This window comes from Hippea sp. KM1 (genome assembly GCF_000526195.1).
Lineage (GTDB): Bacteria > Campylobacterota_A > Desulfurellia > Desulfurellales > Hippeaceae > Hippea.
The window spans coordinates 1,560,001-1,575,716 of record NZ_JAFP01000001.1; the positions used below are offsets into that span (position 1 = coordinate 1,560,001).

The window sequence follows — 15,716 nt, forward strand, 5'->3', positions numbered from 1 at the left end:
CACAGCTCATCCGAGCAGTTTTCAACCTACACCGGTTCGGGCCTCCAGTGGGTTTTATCCCACCTTCACCCTGGCCATGGATAGATCACCTGGTTTCGGGTCTGCTCCACAAGACTAAACGCCCTATTCGGACTCGCTTTCGCTACGGATGCGGGGCTTAAGACCCCTTATCCTCGCCTTGTAGAGCAACTCGCCGGCTCATTATGCAAAAGGCATGCTCTCAGGCTGTGCAAAGCACATAGCCCTCGAACTGATTGTAGGCATGCGGTTTCAGGTTCTATTTCACTCCCCTCGACCGGGGTTCTTTTCACCTTTCCCTCACGGTACTTGTGCACTATCGGTCGATGGCGAGTATTTAGCCTTGGAGGGTGGTCCCCCCAGATTCGGTCAGGGTTCCCCGTGTCCCGACCTACTTGGGAGCAGACGGGGGAGTCTAAGCTATTCTTTTCGCCTACGGGGCTTTCACCCTCTATGGCGTGGTATCCCAACCACTTCGACTAAGAATAGCTAAAGACTCCGGCCTGTGCGCACCAGGCCTACCGTCTGTCCCGCTACCCCCTATACGCAACGGGTGCGCCCTTTAACACGTATAGGGTTTGGGCTGTTCCGATTTCGCTCGCCGCTACTTTCGGAATCTCGGTTGATTTCTTTTCCTCCGGCTACTGAGATGTTTCAGTTCGCCGGGTTCGCCCCGCGCCCTCACTTTGGACTCCTTATCTACCCTGTTTTAAGGAGTTAGATAGCCTCTTTAACAGCTTGTACTTAGCACTACCTCTTTGCTTAAGCTTTCTTTCTCTATCTTTTGCATCTTCCTCTGAAAGAAAAGCTTCATAGTAGATCAACTTCCACTTCTTTCCCCTTGTTGACTTGTTGTAACCCTTATTATGCTCTCTAAGCCTTCTCCTTAAATCTGAAGTGTAGCCTATGTAGGTTTTGCCGTCTTCAGAAACCAGCAAATAGACATAGTACATCTAACCCCCTCCAGAGTCCAAAGTGAGGGCGCGGTGCCATGGGTTTACCATGGCGGGTTGCCCCATTCGGAGATCCCCGGATCATAGCTTGTTTGGCAGCTCCCCGAGGCTTATCGCAGCCTACCACGTCCTTCATCGCCTGCCATCGCCAAGGCATCCACCGCATGCCCTTAGTAGCTTAGGCTCATACCATGTTCTTTAATGCTTAGGTACTTATTTTCCCCTATTTATTTGCGGCTTGTTTTCTCTTTCTTCCTCATTGCTTTTTAAAAGATCGCCTGTGCTGGCCACAGGGCTAAAGGATTTTTTACTGGTGGAGGCTAGCGGGATCGAACCGCTGACCTTCTGCGTGCAAGGCAGACGCTCTCCCAGCTGAGCTAAGCCCCCACTGGTGGGCCTGAGTGGGCTCGAACCACTGACCCCTGCGTTATCAGCACAGTGCTCTAACCGGCTGAGCTACAGGCCCTCAATCCCTTGGCTCTGTGGTCTATACACAGTAATAGCCAAGATGGAAGATAGCCACCGGTGATAAGGTTTTAATAAATCACACCTTAGAAAGGAGGTGATCCAGCCGCAGGTTCTCCTACGGCTACCTTGTTACGACTTCACCCCAGTCGCCGACCCTACCATGGACGGCTGCCTCCCCAAAAGGGGTTAGCCCACCGTCTTCCGGTAGAATCGACTCCCATGGTGTGACGGGCGGTGTGTACAAGGCCCGGGAACGTATTCACCGCAGTGTAGCTGACCTGCGATTACTAGCGATTCCGGCTTCATGCAGTCGAGTTGCAGACTGCAATCCGAACTGGGGGGTGGTTTTTGGGATTAGCTCCCCCTCGCGGGTTCGCAGCCCTTTGTCCACCCCATTGTAGCACGTGTGTAGCCCTGGGCATAAGGGCCGTGATGACTTGACGTCATCCCCACCTTCCTCCAGGTTGTCCCTGGCGGTCCCCTTAGAGTGCTCGGCCGAACCGTTAGCAACTAAGGGCGAGGGTTGCGCTCGTTGCGGGACTTAACCCAACATCTCACGACACGAGCTGACGACAGCCATGCAGCACCTGTGCTGGCTCCCTGCACCCATTTCATTGCACAGACTTCATGTTCCCTATCCCTGTTCATCACGACAGATAAATCTTTAAGATGAACTTAAGTCCATACAATCAAATGGGTGCAGGGTCGTTCCCCTTTCGGTTCACTACCACCAGCATGTCAAGCCCAGGTAAGGTTCTTCGCGTATCATCGAATTAAACCACATGCTCCACCGCTTGTGCGGGCCCCCGTCAATTCCTTTGAGTTTTAGCCTTGCGGCCGTACTCCCCAGGCGGGACGCTTAACGCGTTAGCTTACGGCACCGGGAAGAGTACCTCCCGACACCCAGCGTCCATCGTTTAGGGCGTGGACTACCAGGGTATCTAATCCTGTTTGCTCCCCACGCTTTCGTGCCTCAGCGTCAGTTGCGTTCCAGTGAGCCGCCTTCGCCACCGGTGTTCTTCCCGATATCTACGGATTTCACCCCTACACCGGGAATTCCGCTCACCTCTCCCGCACTCTAAGACCTGCAGTATCCAACGCAGTTCTTGGGTTGAGCCCAAGGCTTTCACGTTGGACTTACAGGCCCGCCTACGCACGCTTTACGCCCAGTGATTCCGAACAACGCTTGCACCCTACGTATTACCGCGGCTGCTGGCACGTAGTTAGCCGGTGCTTCCTCTGAGGGTACCGTCAAGTGCAAAGGGGTATTAGCCCTCGCACTTTCTTCCCCTCTGACAGGAGTTTACGACCCGAAGGCCTTCATCCTCCACGCGGCGTCGCTGGGTCAGGCTTTCGCCCATTGCCCAATATTCCCCACTGCTGCCTCCCGTAGGAGTCTGGCCCGTGTCTCAGTGCCAGTGTGGCTGACCATCCTCTCAGACCAGCTACCCGTCGTAGGCTTGGTAGGCCGTTACCCCACCAACTACCTGATAGGCCGCGGGCCCATCCTGAAGCGATAGCTTGCAAGCAGAGGCCACCTTTCCCCCTGCCTCTTGTGAGGCAGGGAACTATCCGGTATTAGCCCACCTTTCGGTGGGTTATCCCGGACTTCAGGGCAGGTTACCCACGTGTTACTCACCCGTGCGCCGGTTTACTCGTCTCCCGAAGGAGACTTTCTCCCACGACTTGCATGTGTTAGGCACGCCGCCAGCGTTCGTTCTGAGCCAGGATCAAACTCTCATGTTAAAACATGAAAAGAAAGATTATCTTATCTGGCTAAAACTCTATATCAACCAGGGCTATCTTTCCATCTTGGCTTTTAAAAGACCGTGTCGCTTCCAAGCGACGGAATGAGAATATAATACACTTTGGGGGAAAAGTCAAGCCTTAAATCAACATTTTATTGATTTTTTGTTATTGTTGTTCTGATAAGGAAAAAGCAGGGATACCCCTTAAATAAAGACTAAAAATCCCAACATATTCGTGAATAGCCTTATAGCTTTTGTAAAAATTACCCATCTGGGGAAAGAAATCCCAAACAATATATCCCGTATCCTCTTTAAAAAAACCAACAGGCATGGGGTGAACCACAAAGCCAAAATACCTAAACAGAATATCGGCCCTCTTTTGATGATAGGCGCTGGTTATAAGAAAAATCTCCTTTTTCAGTCCAAGTCTATCAAAGAGCTTGGCCGTGTATTTTGCGTTCTGGTAAGTATCCAGGGATTTAGCCTCAAAATACACCTTGATGTGGCAGCCACATGTATTGGTTATGTTCTCTATGTCCCTTTTTGCCTGCTCCGATTCTGAGTATTTCAAACCCCCGCCTGAAAAAATTAGGGGTATGTTGTATCTTTTTGCAAGCATTATACCGTATATCAGCCTTTTGAAGGCGTCTGGATAGGTCTTTATTACATCGGATGGGTTGGAGCCTCCAGCCAGAACAACCACAGCCTCGGCTTTTGAGTTGTTTGTCTTTATATCTTCCAAATACGACAGCATAAGATCCTTTCCGGGCGTGGTCGAGATAAACCACAAAGACAAGGCGAACAACAAGAAAACCGACCTAAACCGCCTGATGAGAAAGGATGCTATTATCAACATTAAGATGCAGATGCCAGGTGGCAAAAATATATAGGTAAACAACTTAGAAAAGACAAAAAACATGCCTTTTTTTACAAAAAGTAGAACGATTTGGCAATGTCAACTTTTTTGTGTCACCCCTCTTCCTGTTTGGTTCACTTAGTTTCCCCATCTATCCAAAAGCCTCCATCAGGTATTCAGAGTATCTGAGCTTTCTTGATGAATACTTCTCATCCTTATCTTTGAAGAAAAGGTAAAGGAACTTTTCAGCACTGTCCTCAGAATGGAGATAACCCCTAATTCTTAAAGAATCCTTTAATTCCTTGAAACACCTCTCCATCCAGTTTGTTGTTGAAAAGTATACCTTTATCTTTTCATTGAGGTTTGAGAAGTGTGTATAGTTCTTGACTTTACTTTTTAGGCTGTTTAGGGATTTATAGAGCCTACTCCATTTGTCGATGAACTCATTCATCAAGAGTTCTGCCTCCTCTTGGGTCTTAGCCTCCATTATCTGGTTTAGCTCTTTCAGCATCTCATCCCAGTGTCTCTTTCTCACCTTGCTTTTTATGTTCTTCTTCAGATGAAACCAGCATAGCTGATGCTTTGCTTTGGGGAATGCCTCCTCTATTGATCTTGAGAGCCCTTTTAGATCATCGCTGATTATCATTCTGACATTCTTTAGTCCCCTTGATTTTAGGTCCTCAAATATCTCTCTCCACATCTGTGTATTCTCATTGCCTCCAGGTAGGAAGTATGCAAGTATGTTTCTTCTGCCGTCGTATCTCAATCCCAGAACAGCATAAACTGCTTCTTTTTCTACACTGTCCCTCTTCAGAGGCAGGTATGTTGCATCTATGTATAGGACTGGATACTCATCATCCAACCTTCTGTTTTTGAACTCCTCTATGACCTCTTTTGGTATGTCGGAAATATAGCTTGCAAACTGGGATGATATGGAACATCCAATGAGATTTTCTAAAACCTTGCCTGCCTTCCTTGATGAGACTCCAGACACGAACATTGCCCTTATTATGTCATCAAGGAGAAACATCACCCTCTTTCTCTCAGGCAATACATCGCTTTTGAACTTGCCGTCCCTTGTTCTGGGGATGGAAAGCTCCATCTGACCTAATATTGTTTTTGGTGACCTTGTGTAATATCCATTTGCCCTTGTTGATTTGTTCTCTTCTAAGTACCTGTCTCTTTCCTCTTTCATGATCCTTTCAATCATTGACTTGAATTCTTCCTTCAATTGTGTAAAAATCAAATCATACATGTGTTTTTCCTCCTTTGAAGGGTTAGTGTCAAAGAGGGGTTATAACATATAACCCCTCTCCCTTCAAAGGGTGACACAAGTAATTTTACACTACCAACGATTTTTCAAATTTTAACTTGAAAAAGTGCGGCCATTTCCTATAATTAGCCGTTGCAAAAGTTGCACTTGAGCTTGACATTTTGGGAATTGAGACCAAATTATATTTTAATGATGACACCTCTTAACGGGTTTGAATCTATCACAAAACCATAGAAAGGGTGGTGGAAATGGATAAAAACATAAACGATGATGCTTTAAGGAGAATTCTCAATGAAGGCAAGAAGAAGGGGTATGTCACCTATGACGAAATCAACGACATACTCCCTGAGGGTATCAGCGTAGACGAGATAGACGACATCATAAAACAGTGCGACGACTTGGACATCGACATAGTCGATACAGACAAGGTCAGTTCAGAATCCCAAAACATAGAAGAGTTTGAGTTAGAAGAGGACGAAGAGGTCGGAAGCGCCATAAGGATGTATCTGCGCGAGATGGGAAACATACCGCTTCTAAGCAGGGAGGAGGAGATAGAGATAGCCAAAAAGATAGAGGAGCACAAGAACAACCTGACGAAAAAACTCATCGAGATGCCCTTTACATGCGAGGCCATTAAGGAGCTGAAAGAGAAGATCATCAGTGGGGAAGAGAAGGTAAAAAACATATCCAACGCCCTGGACTTGAGCTATAAATTCGAGGATGATGAATCAGAAGAGGATCACACATCAAAGGAAACGCTCCTAAGGATACTCGATAGCATCATAGAAAAATACGAACAGCTATCGCAAAGCAAAGACGAAAACCAGATAGACGCCATAAAAAAAGACATCTTCAACCATTTTACAGAGATAGCCCTAAGCGATAAGTACATACAAAAGATGACTCAAGGCTTCATAGAGAAGATCAAGTCAGACAAGAATCTGCCGAACAGGGAAGAGTTGATAGATATGCTAAACGACATCGAGAGGGAAAGGAGAGAGGTTGAAGAAGTCAAACAGAGGATGATAAAGGCCAATCTAAGGCTTGTGGTCTCTATAGCAAAGAAACACCTAAACAGGGGATTGTCCTTTTTGGATTTGATCCAGGAGGGCAACATAGGCCTAATGAAGTCGGTGGATAAATTCGATTACAAGAAGGGTTTTAAATTCTCCACATACGCAACCTGGTGGATCAGGCAATCTATATCGAGGGCCATTGCCGATCAGGCAAGAACCATAAGAATACCGGTTCACATGATAGAGACAATAAACAAAATCGTTAGGGCCTCAAAGCTTCTGATACAGGAAAACGGCAAGGAACCCACTGCTCAGGAGCTTGCCGAATACTTAGGCATGGACGAGGAAAAGATCAAAAGCATAATAAAGATAGCCAAAGAGCCCATATCATTAGAAACGCCTATAGGTGATGACAACGATACCCATCTTGAGGACTTCATAGAGGATACAAAATCGGAATCCCCGCTTGATTATGTAATAAAATCAAACCTCAAAGAGAAGGTCGAGGAGGTTCTCTCAACCCTGACCGAAAGGGAGAGAAAGGTCTTGATGATGAGGTATGGCATTGGTGACGGATTTGACCACACACTTGAAGAGGTTGGTAAGGTGCTTGGTGTGACCAGGGAGAGGGTAAGGCAGATTGAGGCCAAGGCATTAAGAAAATTGAGACACCCTAAAAGGAGCAGGGTTCTTGCGAGTTTTGTGGAATGAGGATCAATAAGTACTTAGCTGAAGCCTTAAAAATCTCCCGCAGGAAGGCAGATGAGTATGTAAAAAACCGAAGGGTTAAGGTAAACGGCAAAACAATAAATGGCTTCATCGATGTAAAAGAGACCGATGTAATCGAGGTTGACGGTGAGGTTTTATCGTTAGACAAAGAAAGGCTCTATTTCGCCTTCAACAAACCCCCCTTCGTTATAAGCTCAACAAGCGATGAGGAAAACAGAAAAACCGTATGCGATTTCTTTGAGGGTATAGACAAAAAACTTATCTGTGTTGGAAGATTGGACTATCTGTCAGAGGGCCTGCTTATAGTAACCAACGACGGCGATTTTGCAAATATGCTAATGCATCCAAGATTTAAGATAAAAAAGACATACCTGATAAAGACCGCCCGGAGGTTAAGCGAAGAGGAGTTAGAAAATCTAAGAAGAGGGGCAACACTTGAGGATGGTTTCTTTAAACCCTTAAAGGTTCAAAGAACAAACAACGACAGATGGATATTGATTTCGATAAATACAGGAAGAAACAGGATAATCAGGAGATTCCTAAAGAGGTTTGACATAAAGATAGAAAAGCTAAAGCGTATAGCCATAGGTAATATAGAATTAGGAAACCTCAAAAAGGGCAGCTATAGAAAACTCACACAAGAAGAGCTATCCTCCATTAGAAAACTCACAAATGGACAGAGGCTCAATTGATGGAAAACAGACCAAACGGCCAAAATCTAAGGCCGTTAAGCTTAAAGGATTATATCGGACAGAAAAACATAGTTAGAAACCTCTCTTTAGCTATAGAGGCCGCCAAGAAAAGAAATGAGGCACTGGAGCACTGCCTGTTTTACGGACCGCCCGGTCTTGGTAAAACAACGCTGGCAAACATAGTGGCCAAGGAGATGGGCGCCAATATAATAACAACAAGCGGTCCAACCATAGAAAAGGTGGGGGATATAGCGGCCATTCTAACCAACCTCAACGAAAGGGATGTTCTATTCATCGATGAGATCCATAGATTAAATAGATCCGTTGAGGAGACGCTGTATGCGGCTTTGGAGGACTTCAAACTGGACATAATAGTCGGTCAAGGACCTGGAGCAAGGACAATAAGGTTAGACCTTCCACATTTTACCCTAATCGGTGCAACCACACGCATAGGGCTTCTAACATCACCACTAAGGGATAGATTCGGCATAATATTGAGGTTGGACTTTTACACAGAAGAGGAACTCTCAAGTATTATAAAGAGATCGGCCTCCATCTTAAATGTCAGAATCACCAACGAAGCGGCCGAAGTGATAGCAAAAAGGAGCAGAGGAACACCAAGAATTGCCAATAAGCTTCTAAGGAGGGTAAGGGATCTATCCCAAATAGAGGAGACAGATGTAATAGATGAACAGTTAGCAAAAAGGGCGCTGGAGATGTTAGAAATAGACGAAAACGGGTTGGACTATTTAGACAAAAAATACATCCTAACATTGATAGATAAATTCAACGGTGGACCTGTGGGCCTGGATACCATATCTGCAAGCATAGGCGAGGATAAGGGCACAATAGAGGATGTGGTGGAACCGTATTTGCTACAAATAGGATACCTAAAGAGAACGCCAAAGGGCAGGGTCGCAACCCCCCTGGCGTTGAAGAAAGTCAAGTACAAAAGGAGTCTGCTATGAGAAGATCCCTGTTTGTCCTTATCATGCTAATCACGCTAATAAGCCTATCTTCATGCACACAGAATAGATCCAACATAAGGAAACAAACGGATCAGAGCAAAAGGATAAAGCTGGCATTAATCGAATACGAAATGGCAAGGAATATCATTCTCCATAAAGACTATAAAAACCTTGCCCAGGCATTTGCCTATCTAAATAAGGCAAAGGAGGTGCTAAAGAAGGATCCACGGGTATATTACATGCTGGCAATAGCATACAAAATGCGTGGCAACCTAAAGAAATACGAGGAATACCTGCTCAAATCCATAAAGATAAACCCAAACTTCTTCGACGCCTACAACGGATTGGGGATCTACTATTATGAAAAGGGGGATTACAAAAAGGCTATAGAAACCTTTACAAAATTGATAAACAACCCCCTATACCCCGGCGCAGATGTGGCCTTTTTCAACAGATCGAGGGTTTACTTAAAACTTAACAACATAAAAGCCGCAGAAGATGACCTAAAAAGCGCCATAATCTTTTCCAACTATTCAAACAGGATGTATTATCAAAGCCTTATATCCTTGCAAATGGCAAACAAGGAATACATAAAGGCACTCGAGAGCCTATTGGATATGGAAAACCACTTAGGCGAAAGCTGCTATACCATAATAACCAAAGCCACCTGTTTCATAAGGCTTCACAATTACGATGAGGCCATGATGGAGTTAGAGAAGATAAAGGATGCATCCTCACCTTGCGCCTTAAAAAAGATAAAACTGTTGGAGGAGATCAAAAATGATAATAACACTGACAACTGACTTTTCCGACAAAGGGGGGTTTGTCGCCCAACTAAAGGCCGAAATAATAAGGCTCTTTGGAGAGGATATTACCATAATAGACATAACCCATACCATAACACCCTTTAGGGCATTGGAGGCAGCATACACCACACGAACAACCATACCGTCTTTTGAGGAAGGCTCTATACACATAGTCGTTGTGGATCCCGGTGTTGGCACAGACAGGGACATAGTGGCGATAGAATACAACAACCGCTATATTATATCACCAGACAATGAAGCCTTAAGCCTGATAGAACCATCAAAAATCATAAGGATAGACAAAAACAGGGTAAACCCCAACAGTTCTTCAACCTTTGAAGCACGGGATATTATGGTAAAGGCGGCCTATATGCTAAAATCAAACGGCATAGATAGCTTGGGAGAAGAGAAGAGCTCACTTGAACACAGCCTGAAACCGAAGATAAGTAAAAACAAGGTAAAGGGCAAGATCATCTATATAGATAACTTCGGCAACTGCATCTCAAACATTAATAGCGACCTAATAAGCGATGGATTTGAGAAGATCGTGCTCAAAAACATAATATTCAGACACTTAGAGAAAACATACCACTCCCCAACAAGTTCATACAAGGCACTTATCAATTCGTCAGGATTTTTAGAGTTTGCATACTTCAAAAAGAACTTTGCTGAAGAGTTTGGCGTGGACTATCTTGACGATGTAGAAGTCTATCTATAACAGCAACCGATAAAAACAAAGCCGCATAGATAATAACCAACTCATAAAAGCTGATGCTAACCGTCATCGGTTTTGAATAGCTTGCAAAGAGGGTCTCAAACCTCAAGAAGGTGTTGACAATCCAATCTATAAAACCAAACAGAGATAGTTTTACAAAACCGTAAGGCAAAAATGAAGCTAAAGAAGCAATAAAGGCCACAGGCACAACAACAAAGCCAAACAGCGGTATAAGCACGGTATTGCTTAAAATCGAAAGGGGCGTGAAGCTTGAAAAGTAATAACCCACAATAGGCATGCCAAACAGGGACATAAGAAGCGTAAACAAAATAAATGCGGGGTATTTGTGTATTTGTGATAGCATCTTAAGCCTATACAAAAATAGGGCAACAAATGTCATAAAAAAGGACAACACAAACGACGGATTCAAAAGGATCTTGTAATTAAACGCCAGAAACAGAGAGGCTATCATAAATAGGGCATTATAAGATGCTGACCGTAAGGAAAAAACGATGCTAACAATAAAGATAAGCGTCATCAAAAAGGAGCGCATTGCCGGTATATGAAAACCCGCAATGAAGAAATACAGCACAACAAACGGCAGGGATAGAAGGGACGATAGAACCTTTAGATTGAATCTACTGTAAACATAAAATACAAAGGAAAGCAGACGGTAAAACAAAAGATAAAACAGACCAAAGACAAAACCCATATGGAGCCCTGATACAACAAGCAGGTGTGATGTTTGAGTCTTTATAAAATCCCTCTTTATCCTGCCCTTAAACCTATTGTCGCCCAAAAATGAGCTATCCAGGAAGTATTCAACCCTGGATGATAGAAAATAGTGAAACTCCCTTTCGATCACATTCCTGATCTTGACAAAAACAGAAAGAGGGGTATGACCAACCTTCTGGATGTAATATGCAAAACCAACATAATCAACACCAATCGAATCCAAATACCTCCTAAAGGAGGGTCTAAGCCTGTCTATGGGCTTTAGGTTGGCCTTAAATCCAACCCTGTCGGCTATATTTATGTTGTCATACACAGGCAAACAGAACAGATAAAAACCGCAGGAGTCGTTTTTTATCAGCACAGAGATCCCTTTGGATAGCCTAACATCCTTAACAACCCCAGAAAACGGCCCCTTGCAATTCCCTTGAGACCTTACCAGAAGCAGCATAACAACAACAAGAAGAATACCTATAAAAAACACCCTCCTATCAAAAGCCATAATTGCAAGGATAAATATAGAAGAAAGAAAAAAGGCACGGCTAAAGAGCATAGCCGCACTGACAGAAGCCAAAAGCAGAAAAACAAACGCAAAGGGATAGGAATAGAGCTTATCTTTTAAAAACCCGCTCATTCAATATAGGCAGAAAGATACCCCACGACCTTGGTGTAATCACCGCTGACATCGCCGCTTGTCTTGTGTTCCACTATCTGGCACGATTTGGCATTCAACATCTTGGCAGCCGCTATGGCTATATAGGCAGCAGACACACCGCACATTGTTATACCCTTAAGCTGGGTAATCCTCATAAGCCCGTTTTCATCGAGCTGCTTTAACATACCGATGGCGTCTTTGTCCTTCATAAGTGTAATAGTCTGATCCTCATAGTGGTTCATGTCTGTGCTTACAACCATTAATATGTCCTTATTGGCGTTCCTGACAATCTCAGCGATCGTCTCTGCCATTGAATACAGCTTTGCAACATTGTGTGTGCCAACGACTATAGGCACTATCTTGTAGGGTTTTTTACTGATGTAATTGATAAACGGCAGCTGAACCTCTATGCTGTGCTCCTGCAGATGGGCATAGTAATCTATTTGAGCATACTCGTTCTTTGCTATGGCCTCGATTAACTCAATATCGGGCTCAACATCGCCAAATGGCATCTGATAAATACCGTCAAATATCGATATTTCTGCACCCAACCCTGTATGGTTCGGCCCCATAACAATGTATGTATCAAAGCTATCTATGAGGCTATAGGCCTTGGCTGCAACTTCTCCAGAATAGACATAACCGGCATGTGGCACTATCAAGGCCTTGGGCTTTATCTTCTTTTCGGGCTCAAACATCACGCTATTTAGATAGGCATGGAGCTCTTCAGGCGATGCAGGGTAAAACAGATCCGCTACAGCAGGTTTTCTTATCTGCATTTCAATCCTCTCTATTTCTGTGTTTTGATGAGTCTTTTTAGCTCCTCTATATCTTCCTTTGTTGCAAAACCAAACTCATCGGCCAGCTTTTTTATATCTTCCCCAATGACACTTCTTAACTGCTCCTTCCTCTTGTTTAGATGCTCCTTAGAGATCTCTATCAGGCCCTTATCCTCCATCTCCCTTTTGCCTTCTTCTATTATGCCCTCGACCATCCTATCCAATCTCTTTGTGGCCCCAACGGCTAAGTATAGAAACTCCCGCAGCATATTTAGGCCTCCTTACAAAAAACTGCCTATATTCTCAACAACCTTGTTCAGTTCATTCAAATTCCTTCCGCCGCCCTGGGCAAATTCATCTTTTCCACCGCCTTTTCCGCCCAAGGCCTTTGAAATCTTGCCCACAAGATCCCTTGCCTTGATCTTATCCGTTAAATCCTTCGTCACCATCACTATTACATTAACCCTATCGTCCTTTTTGTCAAACAACACAACAACGCAACTCTTCAGCTTGGACTTAACCGTATCACCCAGATGCCTAAGCTCGGATATATCTTCATTCTCAAACAGATCCACATACACATCTATGCCGTTAGCCTTTACAACCCTTGAGGGATCAAATTTTGGCTGGCTTTTGAGCGTCTTTTTCTTTTTAAGCTCCTCTATCTTGGATGGCACATCCAAGAGGGAAACGCCCAGCTTCGACGCCGCATCCTTTAACAACCTTTCAATATCCCTAACATATTCATAAGCCTCAACGCCGACCTTTGCCTCTATTCTTCTTATACCCTTTGCCACAGCCGATTCATGGACTATCTTAAAGAAGCCTATCTCGCCCGATGCTCTAACATGTGTTCCGCCGCAAAGCTCCTTGCTCACATCGCCAACAGAAACAACCCTAACCCTGTCGGCATACTTCTCATCAAACAGCGCTATGGCACCGCTATCTATAGCCTCCTGCAGGCCCATAATCTCAACCTTAACAGGGTAATTCTCAACAATCCAGCTGTTTATAAGCTCCTCTATCCTGCATATCTGCTCCTCGTTTAGCTTAGAGAAGTGGGTAAAGTCAAACCTCAACCTGTTATCCTCAACCAAAGAACCGGCCTGCCTTACATGCTTACCCAGAATCTTTATAAGCGCAGCATCCAACAGATGTGTTGCCGTATGGTGGCGTGCTATATTCTTCCTCCTTGCCACATTTATCCGCAGATCGCACTCATCGTTTAGCTCAAATGTGCCCTCCAAAACCTCAACCCTATGGACAAACAGATTACCATCAAAATACTTCTTAACATCGCTTACAAAAGCCTTTGCCCCGTTTTTTAGGATAAACCCCGTATCTGCAACCTGACCGCCGCTTTCTGCATAAAACGGCGTTTTATCAAAGATAAAATAATACACACCCTTCTGCGCCCTATCCTTAATCTGCCTATCATCCCCAACAATACCCAAAAGCCTTCCCTTGGTTTCAAACTCATCATAACCCACAAACTCGCTGCCGCCCTTCTGCTTGTATATTTCGCCAAAGGCGTCCCATACAAATTCATCGCCCGTGCCCTTCCACGACTTTCTTGAGGCTTCCCTCTGCTTCTCCAATAGCTCATTGAAGCCCCTAATATCCACATCAAAACCGTTTTCCTTAGCTATATCGACGGTTAGATCTATGGGGAATCCATATGTATCATACAGCTTAAAGGCGCTTTCTGCATCAACGACCTTCTTTGTAGCCTTAGCAAATATATCGTTCAATATCCTAAGGCCGCTATCGAGTGTTTCAAAGAACTGCTCCTCCTCAGCCTTAACGACATTTACCACCATCTCCTTATTCTGTAAAAGCTCAGGATACACATCGCCCATAACCTCATTGACCGTATCGATAAACCTATACAAGAACGGTTCATTAGCACCCAATTTCTTGCCAAACCTCATAGCCCTGCGCATAATCCTTCTTAAAACATAACCCCTTCCCTCTTTATCGGGAAATACGCCGTCGGCTATTAGAAAGTCCATAGCCCTCAAATGGTCGGCAATAACCCTAACGCCCACATCACGGGCCTCATCCCTTCCATAATCCATACCAAAGAAATTGCTTATATGGCCTATGATATGCTTGAATATATCTATATCGAAGTTGCTATGAACCCCCTGCAGTATGGCGCTAACCCTCTCAAGCCCCATGCCTGTGTCTATACTCGGTTTTGGAAGGGGTGTCAGGTTGCCGCTTTCGTCCCTGTTGTACTGCATAAAAACCAAATTCCACAACTCCAAATACCTATCACAGTCACAGGCCACAGAACAATCGGGTCTTCCACAGCCAATGCCCGGGCCTTGATCGATGTGAATCTCAGAGCACGGTCCGCACGGGCCCGTATCCCCCATCGCCCAGAAGTTGTCGTGCTCATCCATCCTGACTATCCTTGAGGATGGCACACCTTCCTGCTTATTCCATATCTCAAAAGCCTCATCGTCTTCCCTAAAGATCGTTATCCAGAGCTTGTCTTTATCTATACCCAGGATGCGGGTAACAAAATCCCATCCAAAGTGTATTGCCTCTTTCTTGAAGTAATCACCAAATGAGAAATTACCCAGCATCTCAAAGAATGTATGGTGGCGTGCCGTATATCCCACATTCTCCAAATCGTTATGCTTTCCACCGGCCCTAACACACTTCTGACAACTCGTTGCCTTTGTGTAATCCCTCTTTTCTTTACCCAAAAATACATTCTTAAATTGCACCATTCCGGCATTTACAAACAGAAGCGTCGGGTCGTTTTTAGGAACAAGCGGTGCGCTTTTGACTATTGCATGACCATTCTCCTTAAAGTATTCCAAAAAAGCCCTTCTCAAATCAGATGATTTCATTTTCCTTCTCCCTTACATCGTATTTATTCAAAAGCTCGATTATTGTATGCTTATCAAACCCCCGTCGATACATAAAATCAAACAACCTTTTTCTTGCATTCGGCTTATCCTTCAAAATCCTTAACCTCTTAAGGAATACCTCCTCTGCTTCCTCTGTCTGTTCAGATAAAGCCCCATCAACAATAGACTCATCAATCCCCTTCAAGATAAGCTCATGCCTTATTCTTAACTTCCCATAACCCCTTTTCAGCCTAAAAAAGACATAGTTTTCGGCATAGCGCCTATCATCCAAAAAGCCGCTATCCTCTAATTTCTCAACAACCCGCTCTATGTCGACCTCAGAGACACCCCTCTTTTTTAATCTCTCCTGAATCTCCTTTTTAGAATAGTCCCTTTTGCCCAATAAACCCAGTGAGTATTTTAAGGCCTCTTTGTAATCCAAAA

At 44.5% G+C, this 15,716-nt stretch carries 12 protein-coding genes, 2 tRNA genes and 2 rRNA genes (1 of these 16 running past the window's edge); 5 read left to right on the forward strand and 11 right to left on the reverse strand.

What is annotated here, in order from left to right:
- The 6 genes from D891_RS0108010 to D891_RS0108035 all read right to left on the reverse strand — a co-directional run.
- Positions 1-1,155: ribosomal RNA gene (locus tag D891_RS0108010) — 23S ribosomal RNA — on the reverse strand (it extends 2,152 nt beyond the left edge of the window).
- Between the two features lie 127 nt (positions 1,156-1,282).
- A tRNA-Ala gene (locus D891_RS0108015) sits at positions 1,283-1,358 on the reverse strand.
- A 2-nt stretch (positions 1,359-1,360) separates the two neighbouring features.
- Positions 1,361-1,437 (reverse strand) — tRNA-Ile (locus D891_RS0108020).
- A gap of 89 nt (positions 1,438-1,526) precedes the next feature.
- A 16S ribosomal RNA gene (locus tag D891_RS0108025) occupies positions 1,527-3,185 on the reverse strand.
- Together the 16S and 23S rRNA genes with 2 tRNA genes alongside form the textbook arrangement of a ribosomal RNA operon.
- A gap of 168 nt (positions 3,186-3,353) precedes the next feature.
- Positions 3,354-4,106, reverse strand: a complete 753-nt coding sequence (locus D891_RS0108030; RefSeq protein WP_025270597.1) for a YdcF family protein — start codon at positions 4,104-4,106, stop codon at positions 3,354-3,356.
- A gap of 88 nt (positions 4,107-4,194) precedes the next feature.
- On the reverse strand, positions 4,195-5,298 hold the full coding sequence (locus D891_RS0108035) for an IS256 family transposase (protein WP_025209016.1): 1,104 nt from the start codon (positions 5,296-5,298) through the stop codon (positions 4,195-4,197).
- A gap of 266 nt (positions 5,299-5,564) precedes the next feature.
- Here D891_RS0108035 and rpoD point away from each other — a divergent pair, with 266 nt between their 5' ends.
- The 5 genes from rpoD to D891_RS0108060 are packed head-to-tail and all read left to right on the forward strand — an operon-like array spanning position 5,565 to position 10,245.
- Complete coding sequence (gene rpoD, locus D891_RS10070) at positions 5,565-7,043, forward strand: RNA polymerase sigma factor RpoD (protein WP_025270598.1); 1,479 nt, start codon at positions 5,565-5,567, stop codon at positions 7,041-7,043.
- Positions 7,040-7,753 (forward strand): pseudouridine synthase, encoded by a 714-nt coding sequence (locus D891_RS0108045; RefSeq protein WP_025270599.1) that lies wholly within the window; start codon positions 7,040-7,042, stop codon positions 7,751-7,753. The genes rpoD and D891_RS0108045 overlap by 4 nt, the downstream gene beginning before the upstream one ends.
- Complete coding sequence (gene ruvB / locus D891_RS0108050; protein WP_025270600.1) at positions 7,753-8,721, forward strand: Holliday junction branch migration DNA helicase RuvB; 969 nt, start codon at positions 7,753-7,755, stop codon at positions 8,719-8,721. Before D891_RS0108045 ends, ruvB begins: the two co-directional genes overlap by 1 nt.
- Positions 8,718-9,524, forward strand: coding sequence for a tetratricopeptide repeat protein (locus tag D891_RS0108055; RefSeq protein WP_025270601.1), 807 nt, complete (start codon positions 8,718-8,720; stop codon positions 9,522-9,524). Before ruvB ends, D891_RS0108055 begins: the two co-directional genes overlap by 4 nt.
- The gene (locus D891_RS0108060; protein ID WP_025270602.1) at positions 9,502-10,245 is read left to right on the forward strand and encodes an SAM hydrolase/SAM-dependent halogenase family protein; all 744 of its coding nucleotides are present in this window, start codon (positions 9,502-9,504) and stop codon (positions 10,243-10,245) included. The genes D891_RS0108055 and D891_RS0108060 overlap by 23 nt, the downstream gene beginning before the upstream one ends.
- Here the strand turns inward: D891_RS0108060 and D891_RS0108065 are convergent.
- From D891_RS0108065 to D891_RS09600, 5 genes are read right to left on the reverse strand one after another with little or no spacing between them, the layout of a single operon-like run.
- Positions 10,181-11,608 (reverse strand): ComEC/Rec2 family competence protein, encoded by a 1,428-nt coding sequence (locus D891_RS0108065; RefSeq protein WP_025270603.1) that lies wholly within the window; start codon positions 11,606-11,608, stop codon positions 10,181-10,183. The two genes, D891_RS0108060 and D891_RS0108065, sit on opposite strands and share 65 nt — an antisense overlap.
- On the reverse strand, positions 11,605-12,408 hold the full coding sequence (gene amrB, locus D891_RS0108070) for an AmmeMemoRadiSam system protein B (protein WP_025270604.1): 804 nt from the start codon (positions 12,406-12,408) through the stop codon (positions 11,605-11,607). Before amrB ends, D891_RS0108065 begins: the two co-directional genes overlap by 4 nt.
- 11 nt (positions 12,409-12,419) lie before the next feature.
- A complete protein-coding gene (locus D891_RS0108075; RefSeq protein WP_025270605.1) occupies positions 12,420-12,677 on the reverse strand; it encodes a hypothetical protein in 258 nt (85 codons plus the stop codon).
- A gap of 12 nt (positions 12,678-12,689) precedes the next feature.
- Positions 12,690-15,272, reverse strand: a complete 2,583-nt coding sequence (alaS, locus tag D891_RS0108080) for an alanine--tRNA ligase (RefSeq protein ID WP_025270606.1) — start codon at positions 15,270-15,272, stop codon at positions 12,690-12,692.
- Complete coding sequence (locus D891_RS09600) at positions 15,259-15,714, reverse strand: regulatory protein RecX (RefSeq protein ID WP_025270607.1); 456 nt, start codon at positions 15,712-15,714, stop codon at positions 15,259-15,261. Before D891_RS09600 ends, alaS begins: the two co-directional genes overlap by 14 nt.
- Between the last annotated feature and the right edge of the window lie 2 nt (positions 15,715-15,716).